13 protein-coding genes are annotated in these 15,244 nt (G+C 62.9%); 6 read left to right on the forward strand and 7 right to left on the reverse strand.

Annotated features, from left to right (window positions below; genetic code table 11):
- Positions 1 to 43: 43 nt before the first annotated feature.
- A complete protein-coding gene (locus V1277_RS04825; protein WP_334415209.1) occupies positions 44 to 559 on the forward strand; it encodes a hypothetical protein in 516 nt (171 codons plus the stop codon).
- A gap of 33 nt (positions 560 to 592) precedes the next feature.
- On the opposite strand, the gene V1277_RS04830 is transcribed toward V1277_RS04825, so the two are convergent.
- Positions 593 to 1,312 carry a peroxiredoxin-like family protein gene (locus V1277_RS04830; protein ID WP_334415210.1) on the reverse strand — a complete coding sequence of 240 codons (720 nt, stop codon included), beginning with the start codon at positions 1,310 to 1,312 and terminating at the stop codon, positions 593 to 595.
- A gap of 79 nt (positions 1,313 to 1,391) precedes the next feature.
- Positions 1,392 to 1,676, reverse strand: coding sequence for a hypothetical protein (locus V1277_RS04835; RefSeq protein ID WP_334415211.1), 285 nt, complete (start codon positions 1,674 to 1,676; stop codon positions 1,392 to 1,394).
- 240 nt (positions 1,677 to 1,916) lie between these two features.
- Between V1277_RS04835 and V1277_RS04840 the strand changes: the two genes are divergently transcribed.
- The 4 genes from V1277_RS04840 to V1277_RS04855 all read left to right on the forward strand — a co-directional run bounded on the left by V1277_RS04840 (position 1,917) and on the right by V1277_RS04855 (position 5,836).
- Positions 1,917 to 2,408, forward strand: coding sequence for a DUF302 domain-containing protein (locus tag V1277_RS04840; protein WP_334415212.1), 492 nt, complete (start codon positions 1,917 to 1,919; stop codon positions 2,406 to 2,408).
- A gap of 90 nt (positions 2,409 to 2,498) precedes the next feature.
- Positions 2,499 to 3,860 (forward strand): dihydrolipoyl dehydrogenase family protein, encoded by a 1,362-nt coding sequence (locus tag V1277_RS04845; RefSeq protein WP_334415213.1) that lies wholly within the window; start codon positions 2,499 to 2,501, stop codon positions 3,858 to 3,860.
- Positions 3,861 to 4,051: 191 nt separating this feature from the next.
- Entirely contained in the window at positions 4,052 to 4,486 is a 435-nt protein-coding gene (locus tag V1277_RS04850) for a cupin domain-containing protein (RefSeq protein ID WP_442894562.1), read from the forward strand.
- Positions 4,487 to 4,606: 120 nt separating this feature from the next.
- Positions 4,607 to 5,836, forward strand: coding sequence for an MFS transporter (locus V1277_RS04855; protein WP_334415214.1), 1,230 nt, complete (start codon positions 4,607 to 4,609; stop codon positions 5,834 to 5,836).
- Here V1277_RS04855 and V1277_RS04860 read toward each other — a convergent pair.
- The 4 genes from V1277_RS04860 to V1277_RS04875 form a co-directional block, all read right to left on the reverse strand.
- On the reverse strand, positions 5,805 to 7,097 hold the full coding sequence (locus tag V1277_RS04860) for an MFS transporter (protein ID WP_334420284.1): 1,293 nt from the start codon (positions 7,095 to 7,097) through the stop codon (positions 5,805 to 5,807). The two genes, V1277_RS04855 and V1277_RS04860, sit on opposite strands and share 32 nt — an antisense overlap.
- A gap of 45 nt (positions 7,098 to 7,142) precedes the next feature.
- Complete coding sequence (locus V1277_RS04865) at positions 7,143 to 7,649, reverse strand: PRC-barrel domain-containing protein (protein WP_334415215.1); 507 nt, start codon at positions 7,647 to 7,649, stop codon at positions 7,143 to 7,145.
- Between the two features lie 46 nt (positions 7,650 to 7,695).
- Complete coding sequence (locus V1277_RS04870; protein ID WP_334415216.1) at positions 7,696 to 9,894, reverse strand: amylo-alpha-1,6-glucosidase; 2,199 nt, start codon at positions 9,892 to 9,894, stop codon at positions 7,696 to 7,698.
- A 68-nt stretch (positions 9,895 to 9,962) separates the two neighbouring features.
- On the reverse strand, positions 9,963 to 11,726 hold the full coding sequence (locus tag V1277_RS04875) for an ABC transporter ATP-binding protein (protein ID WP_065748755.1): 1,764 nt from the start codon (positions 11,724 to 11,726) through the stop codon (positions 9,963 to 9,965).
- Between the two features lie 303 nt (positions 11,727 to 12,029).
- Between V1277_RS04875 and V1277_RS04880 the strand changes: the two genes are divergently transcribed.
- Positions 12,030 to 13,097: a glycosyltransferase family 4 protein gene (locus V1277_RS04880; protein WP_334415217.1), complete on the forward strand. Its 1,068-nt coding sequence runs from the start codon at positions 12,030 to 12,032 to the stop codon at positions 13,095 to 13,097.
- A gap of 136 nt (positions 13,098 to 13,233) precedes the next feature.
- On the opposite strand, the gene V1277_RS04885 is transcribed toward V1277_RS04880, so the two are convergent.
- Positions 13,234 to 15,180: an alkyl/aryl-sulfatase gene (locus V1277_RS04885; protein WP_334415218.1), complete on the reverse strand. Its 1,947-nt coding sequence runs from the start codon at positions 15,178 to 15,180 to the stop codon at positions 13,234 to 13,236.
- Positions 15,181 to 15,244: the final 64 nt, after the last annotated feature.

Here is a 15,244-nt window from a genome sequence, read left to right on the forward strand (position 1 = left end):
CTCGTGTTGACGATATGTCGGAACCAACAGTGAGGAGTTCACGATGGTAACGGCAAAGCAAAAGGCCGCAGCGAAGAAGAACATTCGCAAGGCCCGCACGGCATGGCGCGGCATGTCGGCGCAAGCCCACGCAAGGGTTCAGCCCGAGGGGCGCCGCCGCGCCAAGCCCGGAGCCCGCAGCAGCGGCAGCTTCTTCCATATCGAGGTGCGGCCGCGGCGGGAATTCAAGACGTTCCGCACCCAGGATATCGGAACGAAAGGCGGAATCGAACGGGTCGCCGGCAAGCGCGGCAGCGGTTCCTGGGATACTCAGAAATGGCTGATCAGCAAGGAGCATGCCCATCGCGTCGGCGCCCGTCTGGTGCCGGATACCGCGGATGCGCGAAAGATTTTGAAAACTCTCGGCGCACCGCCGCGCCATCTTTCCGGTGACCGCTTCAAGGCGACGGATCGGCCCAACGTACCCGAACGCGCCAAGCCGACACCGGCCATGCGGCGCGCGCGGACCCGCAATATACGCAAGGCCCAGGCAACGAAGCGCAAGAGCTCCTCCCGCTAGACGCAATGCGAGGACGGCCGGGATGGGCTCGGGCTATCGCTCTTCGCTTGCACTCTTCAACGCGGCGATCAGGTCGTCGATCTCCATGCGCTTGCGGAAATCGGGATCGACGAAGCGGGCCTTCACCAATCCATCGCGGCCGACCACAAAGGTAGCCGGGATCGGCAGCACCCAGCCGTCATTGCCCTGAAAACTCGCCATATCCTGATAGGAAAGCAGCCGCTGGATTTCGGTGCCGAGCCAGATCGCGAGGTTGAGCGACAGCGCGTAGCCGTTGTCGAGATCGGTCAGCACCGGGAACGGCGCTGCGGCCTCGGATTTGAATTTCTCGGCATAGGCCTGCGTCTCCGGCATGATCGCAACCGTCTGCGCGCCCAATGCCCTGATCCGGTCCTGGGCATGGATCACCGCCCTCACGTTTAGCCGGCAGTAAGGGCACCAATGGCCGCGATAAAACATCACGGCGACAGGACCGTGGTCGAGGAGCGATTTCAGGCTGACCAGCCGGCCGGTCTCGTCCGGCAACAGGAACAGCGGCATCACTTCGCCCGGCCTCGGCGCATTTTCGCCGCCGCCGTTCTCATTGAGCCGCACCACCAGCCGGTCGACCGCTTCGCCATAGGCCGGAAAGATCTCCCGCCCCGCCGCGGCGTAGGCCTCGAGCTGCTCGCGCAAGGTACCCTCCATGTCGCGGCATTGCTGGAACGCCTCCTTGAGGCGTTCGGCGTTGGCTGGCGATAGCGTTGTCGTCATGGCTTGCTCCGGCATATCAGTATTATTTTCCGGCTTGGGCCGCCCCGCAAGTGCGGCCCAAACCTGCAGTGCTCCCGCCTCAGGGCAGATAGAAATTGCCGGTCGGGTCAAGCATGCCCGAGGTCGAATAGAGCTGGCCCTTGTCCATGAAGAACACGGTGTTAGCAGGCACCTTCCTGGCGTTCTTCATCATTGCGTCGTGATTCTTGGGTGTCGCCGCCATCGCCATCGCCGACATCTTCCCCGGACCGGCATACATGTAGGCCATGCCCGGATTGAATTCCCAGGGGACTTGCGAGAAGGCGGTCGTTGCGACGGCAGCAAAGGCCGCGGCGACAATCAGGGTCTTGGAAAGGGTGGTCATGGGAAATTCCTCAAGATTGACATCGCGCCCGCCAATCGGGCGCTGGCCCATCAGAGGATGGACTTCCCTTGATTTGAAATGCCGTTGCACAATCGGTTCGATAGCCATGGCGTATTGAGAGCACCGATAGTCCGCCGCTATCGACTTGAGAGCGGATGCGCATTTCATATCGGCCCACCGAACGTTCATCCTGTCCTCGAAGGCATGCGGAGGGCATGCGCCACCGACAGGAGGTTTCCCATGACACGCCATCTGACGAACCCCTTTGCAAATTTCTTCGCCACACTGCTGCTGGCGGTGCTCGTGCTTTCCGTCGTCTCGGCAGCACGGGCGGACAGCGACGATGGTATCGTTCGTGTCAAGAGCGCGGTGCCGATGCCGGAGGCGATCAGCCGCATCAAGGCGGATATCTCAGCCAAGGGCATCAAATTCTTCAGCGAGATCGACCAGTCGAAACTCGCGGCCGACGCCGGCATCAAGCTGCGCCCCTCGACGCTATTGGTGTTCGGCAATCCGCCGCTCGGGACGCAGTTCATCACCTCGAATCCGAACGCCGGACTTGACTGGCCGGTCCGGCTATTGCTGACGCAGGACGACAATGGCGACGTCTGGGCAGTCTGGACCGATTTCGGATGGATCGCCAGGCGTCACAACATCAGGGACCGTGTGGCGCAGTTCGAGATGGCGACCAAGGTGGTGGGCTCGATCACCTCGACCATCACAACCAAGTAACCGTGCCGGCCCGCTTGCCGCAGGCTCATCAGGCTGCGCCGCCGGCGCGGCCTGATCGCATCCGGCGTTGCCAACAGAGGAGTTCGTTCGATGACACCGGAGAAATTTGACGTTGTCATTCTCGGCGGCGGCAATGCCGGCATCGGTGTCACCGGACCGGTCCGGCGCGCGGGAATGTCGGTCGCGATGATCGAGGCCGATCTTCTCGGCGGCACCTGCCCGAACCGCGGCTGCACGCCGAAGAAGGTGCTGGTCGCCGCCGGTCACGCGCTGCACGAAATCGAACGCGCATCCATCCATCACATAGCCGTCGGCAAGCCGAAACTCGACTGGGCCGCGCTGATCGACCGCGAGAAGGACATGATCAAGGACATCCCTGCCAATCTCGCCCGCGCGATGGCCAAGCGCAATGTCGAGGTCATCAAGGGCCACGGCGCGTTCACAGGCTCCAATACAATCCGCGTCGGAAGCCGGACACTCGGGGCCAGGCATATCGTGATTGCGACGGGATCGAAGCCGCGGCCGCTGCCGATTCCAGGCGCCGAGCTCATGATCACCTCGGACGAAATGCTGAGCGAGCGCGAACTGCCGGCTTCCGTGATCTTCATCGGTGGCGGCGTCATCTCGCTCGAGTTTGGCCAGGTCTATGCGCGCGCCGGTGCTGCGGTCACTATTCTCGAGGCGCTGCCGCAGCTATTGCCTGCCATGGACGCCGACGCCGTCGCGCGCTTGCAGGCCGAGAGCGAGCGCATCGGCATTCGCATCCGAACTGCAGTGAGCGTCAAGCAAATTGAAAAGGCGAAGGACCGCCTGCGCGTCGTCTTCAGCCATAACGGCGCTGAGCACGCAGCCGAAGCCGACCGTGTCGTCAACGGCGCCGGACGCGTCGCCAATGTCGATACGCTGGATCTCGCCGCGGGCCATGTCGAGCAAGCCGATGGCCGCGTCGCGCTCGACCGCCATCTGCGGTCGACCTCCAATCCCAACGTCTATGTCTGCGGCGACGCAGTTCCGACCTCGCCGCAACTGTCGCCGATCGCGACCTATGAGGGCGACATCGTCGGCCGAAACATCGTCGAAGGCGCTAAATACAGCCCGGACTACGCGAGCATGGCGACATCGGTCTACACGGTGCCGCCGCTCGCCTCGGTCGGCCTGACGGAAGCCGCCGCCAGGCAGAACGGTCTTGCGATCGACGTCCACGTCAATGACATGCTCGACTGGTTCTCCGCGAAAACCTATGCCGAAACAGTGGCGTGGTCGAAGGTGATCGTCGATCAATCGACCGACCGCATCCTAGGCGCGCATTTCGTCGGGCATGCCGGCCAGGAGCTCGTGAATATCTTCGGACTGGCTATGCGCTTCGGCATCACCGCGAGCCAGATCCGGGAAAATATCTACGCCTATCCGACGTTCTCCTCCGACATAAAGCACATGCTCGGCCACGATTAGCCGCATAGCGCGACGCTATGGAGTCAAGAGCCAACCGGCATTTCCTCTCGTGAGCGGTTTCCTTGATGGTGATGACGTAGCCGGCGAGATCATTCGGAGCCCACGGCAAAGATAGAAACAGAGGAGACCACGACATGTCCAAATCCAACGTCGCTTCATGCACAATCTGGCAAGGTCTCGCACTCGCCGGAATGGTTGCAGGTTCGGTTGCAACCACCTCGACCGCCATTGCGGGCGAATGCCCGGCCGGCAAGATGCAGCCCAACGTCCGCGCAATGGTCGACTACAAGCCTGTCGGCGTCACCGACGTCACCCTTGGCTCGATCAACCTCGAGAAACAGCCGGCCAACATCAGGAATCGCGAGCTGCGCTTCCGCAAGCTGACCATCGAGCCCGGCGGCATCGTGCCCTGGCACAGCCATGACGACCGGCCTGCGCTAATCTATGTCCAGCAGGGCGAGATCGTCGAATACGCCAGCAACTGCTCGGAGCCGATCGTGCACAAGGCCGGCGAGATCAGGCCGGAAGTCGCCGGCACCTCGCACTGGTGGAAGAATCTCGGCAAGGAGACCGTCATTCTCTATGTCGGCGACGTCCGTAAGGATCCGCATGACCACAATATGTAAGGAGCTGTAACGAGCGCCACCCGACGTCTCGTTGCCGGATGTGACGGCCTGGGGTCCCCGTGTCGCCCCACACGCCCAGGCGTCACATCCTTCTTTCTCGATAAGATATTGAGAAGCGCCATGACCGCCATGTCCGCGCCGATGAAATCCCAAGCGATGGAAATGCATGGTCACTCACCGGGCGTGGCGCTACGATCCCTGGTCATTGGCCTCACGGCGTTCCTGACCGTGGTGGATCTGTTCGCGACGCAGGCGATTCTTCCTTCGCTGACCCGGCACTACAATGTAACGCCGGCCGCCATGGGTATTGCAGTCAATGCCAGCACCATCGGCATGGCCGTCGCCGGCCTCGTTGTCGGCTTCCTGAGCCCGCATATCGATCGCCGGCTCGGCATCCTCGTCAGCCTGGTCGTGCTCGCGGTCCCCACCACGTTGCTGGCGATCGCGCCTGATCTCATGACGTTTACGGCGCTTCGCATCGCCCAGGGCCTCTGCATGGCCTCGGCGTTCGCGTTGACGCTGGCGCATCTCGGCGAGCAATGCAGTTCGATGGATGCGGGCGGCGCGTTCGCGGCCTATATCACCGGCAACGTCGCAAGCAATCTGATCGGCCGGCTGGTGTCGGCGGCGGTGGTCGACACGCTCGGCCTGGCCTCGAACTTCTATTTCTTCGCGCTGCTCAATCTCGCCGGCGCCGTGCTGGTTTATTTCACCATCCATCGTGTCAAGCCGATGCACGCGATGCCTTCAATGCAATCGCCGTTCGCGGCAACGCTCGGCCATTGGCGCAACCCGGCGCTGCGCGCTGCCTTTGCCATCGGCTTTTGCATCCTGTTCGCCTTTATCGGCACCTTCACCTTCGTCAATTTCGTGCTGGTGCGCGAACCGCTGGCGCTCGGGCGGATGGATCTCGGCTTCGTCTATTTCGTCTTCGCGCCTTCCGTGGTCACGACGCTATTTGCCGGCAGTGCTGTCGCCCGGTTTGGCACGCGGCCAGCGATCTGGGGGGCGCTGGCGGTGGCAGCCGTTGGATTGCCTTTGATGCTGTCTTCCCACCTGCCGCAAGTATTGGCCGGCATGGTACTGGTCGGTGTCGGGACGTTCTTTGCGCAGGCCTGCGCCACCGGCTTCGTCGGCCAGGCCGCCAGCGACCACCGGGGCATTGCCAGCGGAACCTATCTTGCCTGCTATTTCCTCGGTGGTCTCGTCGGCAGCGCCGTGCTGGGCCAGTTGTTCGACCGGTTCGGATGGAGCGCCTGCATCGCCGGCGTCGGCGCGTCGCTGGCCATCGCGGCGCTATTGACCGTGGGCCTCACGCTTAAACCTCGGTCCGCCGGGTCTCCGGCATGAACGCCCAGATCACCGTCAAGCCAAGGGCTGCGATCCCCGCCAGCCCGATGAACGCGACGCTGCTGCCAAAGATATCGCTGATATAGCCTGCCAATACCGTGCTCAGCGAAGCACCAATGCCGGTCGCGGTTCCGACGATCCCCTGCGCCAGATTGAAGTGGCCGCTGCCGTAGGCGACATCGGCCACGATCAGCGGCACCATCACGCTGAGCACGGCCGCGGTAATGCCGTCGAACACTTGCACCAGGACCAGAACATAGGGATCGCGAACCACCGCAAACAGCAAACCACGGATCGCCAGCGCAGCGAACGCCAAGAGCAGCAGCGGTCGTCTCCCCCACGCCTGAGCCTTGCGCCCGACCGAGGGTGAGGTCAACGCGACGATCGCTTGAGGTACGATGATGCAGGCCGCAATAAGCACCGGCGCCCATTGAGCCGATCGCGTCGTGACCACGCCGGCCATCAGCGGCAGCATGGCGGCGTTGGCGAGTTGAAACAGCAACACGCCGCCGGCGAAGATCAGCAGTGGGCGCTGCCGAAGGAGATGAAGCACACTGGTCGCCTCCTTGTCGGCGGCCTTGGTATCATCACCGTCCTCGCTCAAGGCACCGTGCGCCTGCGCCACGTTGATTTCCTGGCCGCGAATCCGGGCAAGCGCCAACAGGGTAGGGATTGCAAGAAAGAAGGTGACGAAGAAGACCGACTGGCTTGACAACAGATAGCCGGATGCGCCCATCAGCGCCGCCGCTGAACCATTACCCAGGGACGCGAAACGGGCATTGCGCCCGAGCCGTTCCCCGATCGCAAACGGCCCGACCAGGCCGAGGCTGATCGCGGCGATTGCCGGACCCAGCACGCAGCTCGCAAGCGCATGCAAGATGGCGGCCGCAGTCACTACCGGGAAGATCGGCCACAAAGCGTAGGCCAGCGCGGCGCAGCCGATGGTGGCGACCGCGAGCCCCGCCACCAGCCGCTCGGAACGGGCGGCATCGACAACGGCTCCGCCCGGCATCTGCCCGAGCAGGCCGATGATCCCGCCGATCGACAGCACGAAGCCGATCTCAACCTGCGTCCATTTCTGCGTGGTGAGGTAAACCGCGATAAACGGACCGAATCCGGTCTGCACGTCGGCGAGAAAGAAGATGAACCAGTCGAGACCGCGCTGGCTCTCGCGCGACGGTTTGGGCCGCTCGCTGGACGCGGGCGGCACCGGCACAACATTACCCTCGCCGGCGGATCGCCGATGGCGATCGTCGTTCATCGGATCGAGCGACTGGGACGGACGCACGATCAGACCGTTTCTCCTTTATTTGTCGAAATCCCACGGCTGCAAGCGGCCGGCCGCACCGAGCACGATGACCGGCGCGTCCTGCTTGTATTCCGGCGCCGCTATCACCTGCTCCTTTGTCAGCTCGAGCGTGATGCTGTCACTCTTGTTGGCAACACGGCCAAAACGCAGCGCACTCCAGTCGACGACGATCTTTCGGCTGCCGACACCGAGAAAACCGCCAAAATCGATGACGGCGGCGCGCACAGTGCCCTCGCGGTCCACGATCACGTCGACGATGCGTCCCATATTTTCGTTGGCCGCACTGCGGACCTCGCGGCCCAGAATACCGAGCGCGTCGCGGGCGCCGATCACAGTGACCGACGGCGGAGGCGCCGGTTCCTTTTTCGGGGGATCCTTCGCATCTTTAGCGGTATCGGCCGGAGCAGCACGGCTTCCCGGCGTTCCATTATCTTCCGCTGCCGAAACCGGGAGGCTCATCGCTAGCCCGGCGATCAGCGATATGATGACAATACCGGCGCGCATATGGCCTCCTGAACTCCGAAGACGCATGGCTAGGAATGCACGACCGCTAGTGCGTCAACACGATCGACACCTGAATCTGTCCGCGCGTGCGCAATACCTCGAGCGACACAACCTCGCCGTGGCGGCGGACCCTCAAGTCAACGCTGGAGGGCCCGATCCGCAGATCGCGCAATACCACCTCGTTGAGGAATTCCGGCAGGCGCGGATCACGAAGACGGATTTCGCCGCACGCAGCATCGAATTCGAGACCGAGCGTCGCCTCCAGCAGGGTAAAGGGCGTCGCGCTGGCCCAGGCCTGCGGCGCACAGGCGACCGGATAAAGCACCGGTCCGCGCCGCTTCTCCCGCCGGAATCCGCAGAACAATTCCGGCAGCCGCCGCAAGTCCATGTAGCTCGCAGCGTCGAACAGGCCCTTGAACAGATGCGCCGCCGAATGCTTCAGGCCGTAGCGCGCAAAACCGAGCGCGATCAGCGCGTTGTCGTGCGGCCAGATCGACCCGTCGTGATAGGACATCGGGTTGTAGCGAACTTCGCCATAGGCAACGGTGCGGATGCCCCATCCCGAAAAGAATTTCTGGCTCATCAGATCGGCCGCAACAAGACGGGCACGATCGGTCCGAGCGATGCCGGTGAAGAGAAGCTGGCCGGCATTGGATGTTCGGACCTTGCACGGCCGCTTGGCGCCATCGAGAGCCAGCGCGTAGGTGCCGAGCTCCTCGCACCAGAACGCCTCCTCGAAGCGCTCGGCCAGCAGCAGGGCTGCGGATTCTAGTTCTGCTGCCTGATCGATCAATCCCAACCGCCGGGCGCAACGCGCCGCCAGCCGCTTGGCGGCAAATACATATCCCTGAACTTCCGCCAGCGCGATGTAGCCCTCGGCGAGCTGTCCATCGGCGTGGAAGATCGCGTCGAAGGAATCCTTCCAGCCCTGGTTGGCAAGCCCCTGCTCGGTGGCGCGCTGGTACTCGACGAAGCCGTCGCGATCAGGGTCGCCGGGCCCGTCGATCCATCGCAACGCCGCCTCGATCGCGGGCCACAGTTCGGCCAGCGTTTCCTCGTCGCCGGTGCGCTCGACATAGAGGCCGGCCAGCAGCACGAACAGCGACGTCGAGTCGACGCTGCCGTAATATTGCGCGAACGGCACTTCGCGCAGCGCCGCCATCTCGCCGCCGCGCATTTCGTGCAGAATCTTGCCAGGTTCGGCATCGGCAAGCGGATCGACCTCCTTGGCCTGAAAATGAGCCAGCCGCCGCAGCACGCCCTTGGCAATGCGCGGATCGACCCACAACATCTGCAGCGCGGTGATCAGCCCGTCGCGGCCAAACGTCGTTGAATACCAGGGGATGCCGGCGTAGGGATATCTGCCCTGCGGCGTATCCGTCATCAGCATGTTGAGATCGGCCATCGCCTGGCACAGCACCTCGTTGAAGATATTGTTCGACGTCTCGATGCTGGCTGCGCCGGCCGTCGACCGCCGCATCTCGCGGCGATGCGCCAGCAGGCCGCGATAGAACGGTACCGGCTTCTGCATGGCCGGCTTGTTGCAGGATACCGCGACGAACAATGCAATCACTTGCCTGGGCGCCAACTCGAAATGATAGGTTGCAGAATTGACCGCGAGCCGCGTCGGCCGCGGCTCGAAATGCAACGCTGTAATGCGGGCCTGACCGTCGATCCCGCTGTATTCCAGCATGACATCGGCGGGACCGAGCAACCGGCTGGAGCCTACGCCCCGGCGCGGCCGGCGCTCGCCGCGCACCTCGAACAAATCGGCGAAATCATTGTCGAACAGCAGCGTCAGGTCGAAGCTCGCCGGCCGGTCGCCGTGATTTTGCAGCGCGATGCGCTGGTAAGCAGTGCCGCGCCACAGGAAAATCGAGCGAACGATGTGTAGCGTGTCCTTCTGCAACGCCAGCCTGCCGTTGCGGTACACGTCGGAATTGGTGAGATCGACGGTCAGCGCCGAATTATCGTCGCGCAGATTGGAGCCGAGCAACAGCGGCTGGACTTCGTCGAGCACCATCTCCAGCCGGGCGAGGTAACGCGTATCGGCGTTGAACAGACCGTCGGGCCCGCCGGCGGAGGCGCCGATATCGCCATGGCTGTCCAGCACGATAAAGGTATCATCGTGCTTGAGCGAGCAGCGCGGCCGCGTCGCCGGGCCCGTCATCGGGATGTAGAATGGCGACTCCGCGACGTGTTCGGCAGCCTGAACGGTGATCAGTTGGGTGACTTCGGCTGTCATTTTGACCCCTCAAGCGATTTCCTTGCGTTGTGATGGACGCATCGGGACGCAAACGCTACTGCCGCAGATCAGGCCGCGTGGGTGGCGAGACGGCCCATTTCGCGCGCCACCAATTCGCGGTAAGGGCCCCTTCCCTGCAGGAGAATATCCGGTGGTCCGTCCTCGATGATCCGCCCGCCCTGCAATACCACAACACGGTCAAAATTGCGCAAGGTGGCGAGACGGTGGGCGATGGCAATCACGGTGCGCCCTCGCATCAACCGCGACAACGCCTCGCGGATCGCCTCTTCAGATTCGCTGTCGAGCGCAGCGGTTGCCTCGTCCAGCAACAGGATCGGCGCGTCTTTCAGGAAGGCGCGCGCGATGGCGATCCGCTGCCGCTGCCCGCCGGAAACCTTGATGCCGCGATCGCCAACCATCGTCGCCATGCCTTCTGGGAGATTCTCGATGAAATCGCAGCGCGCCGCGATCGCTGCGCGCAGCACCTCGTCGTCGGTCGCGTTTGGACGTCCGTAGCGGATATTCTCCATGATAGAGCGGTGGAACAGCGAGATGTCCTGCGGCACGACCGAGATCGCCTCGCGCAGGCTTTGCTGCGTCACCCGCGAGATGTCCTGGCCGTCGATCATGATGCTGCCGTGCTGGACGTCGTAGAACCGCTGCAGCAACACAAACAGACTGGATTTCCCGCCGCCGGAATGGCCGACCAACCCGACCCGTTGTCCCGGCTGAATGCGCAAGGAGAACTTCTCGAACACCTGAACGCCGCCTGGATAGTGGAACGAGACGTTGTTGAAGGCGACGGCGGCGCCGCTGCGGATCAGCGGCTCGGCCTCGGGATGATCCTTCAATTCGTGCGGCAGCAGCAAGGTGGCGATCGCCTCCGTCAGGCGGGCGACGTGCTGGGTCACGTCAACCAGCGCCACTGCAAGGTCGCGCGTCGCGCTCAGGATCGAGAGCCCGAGCGTACATACCAGCACGACATCGCCGGTGGTCGCCGCGCCCCGCTGCCAGAGCGTGATGACCCACGCCAGCAGCGCGATCGTCAGCAGAATGGTCACAACGGCGTGAAGCAGCCGCAGCTTCTCGAGATAGCGGAGGCTGCGCCCACGTGCGTCGAGTTCCCGTTCGACGGTGGCGTCGAAACGGTCGTGTTCGTAGCTGAGGCCGCAGAACGCACGGACCAGCGGCAGATTGCTGATGACGTCGACCATCTCACCATCCACCGCAGCCGCCTTGTCGGCAAAGTCATCATGCAGCGGCTTGCCCGCCGCGGCGAGGTGAAACATCGCCATCAGCATGATACCCGCGATGATGATCAAGCCCGCAGACATCGCAAGACTGACGGTTCCTATAAGGAGTATCGCCGAAACGGTCGCAATGCACGGCGGTAACACATTCCAGACGAACATGTTTTCGACGGTGAAGACGGCATTGGATGTTGCGGTGATACGGCTGGTCAGCATGCCCGGCAGCCGATCAGAGAAATAGCTGGGGGCGTGACCGGTCAGGTGGCGGAACATGTCACGGCGAAGATCGCCGGTAACGCCGACGAAGGTGAAGCTCGCCGTCCAGCTCGCGACCCGCCACAGCAGATTATCCGCCGCGATCAACGACATGAGAAAAGCGAATGCCAGCCATACGCTACTTGCGTGCGACGAACCGGCGGTCAGGCTGTCGACCAGACTCTTCACGCCATATTGCGTGCCCACCGAGCAGGCAACCGCTGCAACGACGGCAGACACGATGACCACATGGGCTCCGCGGCGCCTGCGCAGATAGCGCAAGACAAATGGAAGCGGCCGCCGCACATACCCTGAAAGATTGTCCATGTCGTCTGCAAACCTGTTGAGAGTGAAAGGGAATCCCTAACGCACATCGCGCACGAGGTCGTGAACGGTGCCGCTTCGGATTTGCTGGCGCGCAGCCATCACCACGCAACAATTCTGCAGCATCGAAGTCGCCTTAAATCTGTTGGTGTCAGATGGCATCAGCAAGACAGTCGTGTGGAAGAACCAAGATGCGCCAATGATGGGAACTTCGCAGATGCAAGAACGTTCCAGCTTCCGGCACGCCGGTGCCGATCTGCGGGCTGAGGGATTTATCCAACCAACATTCGAAATAGGAGACGAAAGATGCGCATCGCGCAGGTCGCCCCGCTGACGGAGGCTGTTCCCCCCAAACTGTACGGCGGCACCGAGCGGGTGGTGCACTGGCTGACCGAAGAACTGGTAGCGTTGGGGCACGAAGTCACCTTGTTCGCCAGCGGGGATTCCCGCACCTCGGCGAAACTCGATGCGACATGGCCGAAGGCGTTGCGCCTCGACGGCTCCGTCCGCGACCCCAACGCGCTGCACATGGTGATGCTGGAACGCGTTCGGCAGAAATGCGACGATGAAGAGTTCGATTTTCTGCACTTTCATCTCGACTACTATCCGTTCTCGCTGTTCTACCGACAGCCGACGCCGTTCCTGACCACCCTGCACGGCAGGCTCGACCTGCCGGAGCATCAACCGGTATTCAATACCTTCTCCAAAGTCCCGGTGATCTCGATCTCCAACGCGCAGCGTCGGCCGGTGCCGCAGGCCAATTGGGTGCGCACCATTCACCACGGGCTACCGCAGAATCTGCTGACACCGCAGCCGGTGCAGCCGTCCTATTTGGCGGTGCTCGGGCGGATCGCGCCGGAAAAGGGCGTGGATCGCGCCATCAGCATCGCCACCCGATGCGGCATCCCGCTGAAAATCGCGGCCAAGGTCGATCGCGCCGACCAGGACTACTACGACGAGCTGATTTCCCCGCTGATCAAGGCCAATCCGCTGGTCGAATACATCGGTGAGATCACTGACCGCGAAAAGCCCGACTTCCTCAGCGGCGCCATCGGGCTGCTGGTGCCGATCGACTGGCCGGAGCCCTTCGGCCTCGTCATGATCGAGGCCATGGCCTGCGGCACACCGGTGGTCGCCTACAACCGTGGCTCGGTGGCGGAGATCATCGACCCTGGTCTCACAGGTTTCGTGGTGGAAGATGAAACCAGCGCAGTGGCCGTGGTCGATCGACTATCCATGCTGGATCGTGGCGCCATCCGCCGGCAGTTCGAAGCCCGTTTCACGGCGCGCCGCATGGCCCTCGACTATCTTGCTGCGTATCGCGGGCTGATGGAGGAAGAGCCGCGCATCAAGCTCGTGAGCAGCGCAGAGTAACGGCGTCCACACGTCATCGTCATTGCGAGGAGCGAAGCGACGAAGCAATCCATGTCACCGCGAGTGGAGAGATGGATTGCTTCGCGGAGCCTGTCATCGGGCGCGCATTCGCGCGACCCGTTGGCTCGCAATGACGCTAAGAGACCACCGTCCGCTTCGGCTCGACGATCTCGAACATCCGCGGGAATTCGTCCATCATCATCATCAATTCGCCGAGCCGCACCGGATTGCCGCTGACCGTGATCTTGCCGGAGCCGACAGCTTCCGGGAATGTCGTCAGTTTGGCGATCACTTCGTCGAGCACTCCGCGCGGCAGCGTGAAGCTGGCGTCGGCGTCGGCGGCTTCTGCACCGGCGACATAGGTCAACGCGCAGTTTTCCAGGTTGAGGATGAAGCTCTCCCTGGTATCGGTGAAATTCCAGTTCAGGACGATGCGCTTGCCTTCGGCCTTGGGACCGTTGAGGCGCACGCCGAGCACGTCCCAGAGCTGCTCGGTGCGGAGCGCGGCCAGCGTTTCACGTGGCATCGCGGCGCGCGGCGGCGTCTTGGGCATGCCCTGCCGCAGTTCCTGCGCGCCGAACAGATAGGCATTGCGCCAGGTCGAACTTTCGGAGGCATAGCCGAGCTGTTCGAACGTATCGGCGAGCAACGCGCGCGCCGCCTGGTTGTCGGGGTCGGCGAACACCAGATGGCTCACGGCTTGCGCGACGAAGCGGAATTGGCCCTTGGCAAAATCCTCTCGCGCGCGCGTCAGGACGGCGTCCGCGCCGCCCATATACTCGACATATTTTTTGCCCGATTCGACCGGCGGCAGCGGATCGAGGTTGACGGGATTGGCATCGTACCAGCCGAGATACTTTTGGTAGATCGCCTTCACGTTATGCCTGATGTGGCCGTAATAGCCACGGCCATGCCAGGCGCCCTCAAGGCTCGCCGGTAGGCGGATGGTTTCGGCGATTTCGGCTGCAGTCAGCCCATGGTTCATCAGGCGGATGGTCTGGTCATGCGCGAATTTATAGAGGTCGCGCTGCTGGCGGATCATGGTGTCGATCCGCTCCCGGCCCCAGACCGGCCAATGGTGCTGGCCGCACATCGCATCCGCCTTGCCGCCCCACATCTGTAAGGCCTCGCCGAGATATTTTGACCAGGCCAGTGCGTCGCGTACGTCAGCGCCGCGGAACGGCAGCAGGTTATGAAAATTATGCGTGCAGTTTTCCGCAAGGTTGAGAAGCTTGTAACGCGGTATGAAGAAATGCATCTCCGCCGGCGCTTCGCTGTTCGGAGCCATCTGGAATTCGAATTCGACCCCATCGATGGTCCGCCGGTCGCCGGTCGCCATGATCAGGTCGGTCGGACGGACGAGTGCGACCGCCCCCGCCGCCATGGTCTTGCCAAGTCCGCAATCGACCTGCCCGCGCACGCCTTTCGCAAGAAACGGCCCGAACTGATATTGCGCGCGCCGCAGCATGGCGGGGCCGGCAATGATGTTTTCCGAAACCGCATGCTCCATGAACAGATTGGGCGCAATGATCGGCACGCTGTCGCCGGTAGGTGTTGCATCGTCGAGTACGCCGCGCGCGCCGCCCCAATGATCGGTGTGGGTATGGGTGAAGATCACGGCCGCAACGGGCCGCTTGCCGCGGTGTTGGAAGTAGAGCTCCATCGCCGCCCGCGCGCCCTCGATCGAGGTCAGCGTATCCACCACGATCACACCGCTATCGCCCTCGATCAGCGTCATGTTGGCGATGTCGAGCCCGCGCACCTGGTAGACGCCGGGCACCACCTCGAACAGGCCGTGATGCATGTTGAGCCGCGACTGCCGCCACAGGCTGGGATCGACCGTCGGCGGCGCTTCTTCCGCGGACAGGAAGCCGTAGGGCTCCAGGCTCCAGACCACCCTGCCCTGCGGCGACGTAATCTTCGCATTCTCGATCGTGCCGAGGAAGCCGCGCGCGGCGTCGTCGAAATCACGCGTGTCGGAGAACGGCAGCGCCTTCAGCGTCGCCGCATGCTGCGCGATGACGGAGGCGGACGCTTCCTTTGGAGACTCCTTAAGCGCTTCGATCGTGGCTGGTTGGCTCATTGTTGTGTGCTCCCTACGCAGAAGAAACAGAAGGTCGAAATTCGAATAGCGTCAGCGACACGCG

This window comes from Bradyrhizobium sp. AZCC 1588 (assembly GCF_036924735.1).
In the GTDB taxonomy this organism is placed as follows: Bacteria; Pseudomonadota; Alphaproteobacteria; order Rhizobiales; family Xanthobacteraceae; genus Bradyrhizobium.

Bases quoted from the DNA above. Each gene is read 5' to 3' on its own strand.
- V1277_RS04865 (WP_334415215.1), bottom strand. From the start codon at position 7,649: ATGCGCGCCGGTATTGTCATCATATCGCTGATCGCCGGGCTAGCGATG.
- V1277_RS04870 (WP_334415216.1), bottom strand. From the start codon at position 9,894: ATGACAGCCGAAGTCACCCAACTGATCACCGTTCAGGCTGCCGAACAC.
- V1277_RS04855 (WP_334415214.1), top strand. From the start codon at position 4,607: ATGACCGCCATGTCCGCGCCGATGAAATCCCAAGCGATGGAAATGCAT.
- V1277_RS04860 (WP_334420284.1), bottom strand. From the start codon at position 7,097: ATGAACGACGATCGCCATCGGCGATCCGCCGGCGAGGGTAATGTTGTG.
- V1277_RS04850 (WP_442894562.1), top strand. From the start codon at position 4,052: ATGGTTGCAGGTTCGGTTGCAACCACCTCGACCGCCATTGCGGGCGAA.
- V1277_RS04825 (WP_334415209.1), top strand. From the start codon at position 44: ATGGTAACGGCAAAGCAAAAGGCCGCAGCGAAGAAGAACATTCGCAAG.
- V1277_RS04880 (WP_334415217.1), top strand. From the start codon at position 12,030: ATGCGCATCGCGCAGGTCGCCCCGCTGACGGAGGCTGTTCCCCCCAAA.
- V1277_RS04845 (WP_334415213.1), top strand. From the start codon at position 2,499: ATGACACCGGAGAAATTTGACGTTGTCATTCTCGGCGGCGGCAATGCC.
- V1277_RS04875 (WP_065748755.1), bottom strand. From the start codon at position 11,726: ATGGACAATCTTTCAGGGTATGTGCGGCGGCCGCTTCCATTTGTCTTG.
- V1277_RS04885 (WP_334415218.1), bottom strand. From the start codon at position 15,180: ATGAGCCAACCAGCCACGATCGAAGCGCTTAAGGAGTCTCCAAAGGAA.
- V1277_RS04840 (WP_334415212.1), top strand. From the start codon at position 1,917: ATGACACGCCATCTGACGAACCCCTTTGCAAATTTCTTCGCCACACTG.
- V1277_RS04830 (WP_334415210.1), bottom strand. From the start codon at position 1,312: ATGACGACAACGCTATCGCCAGCCAACGCCGAACGCCTCAAGGAGGCG.
- V1277_RS04835 (WP_334415211.1), bottom strand. From the start codon at position 1,676: ATGACCACCCTTTCCAAGACCCTGATTGTCGCCGCGGCCTTTGCTGCC.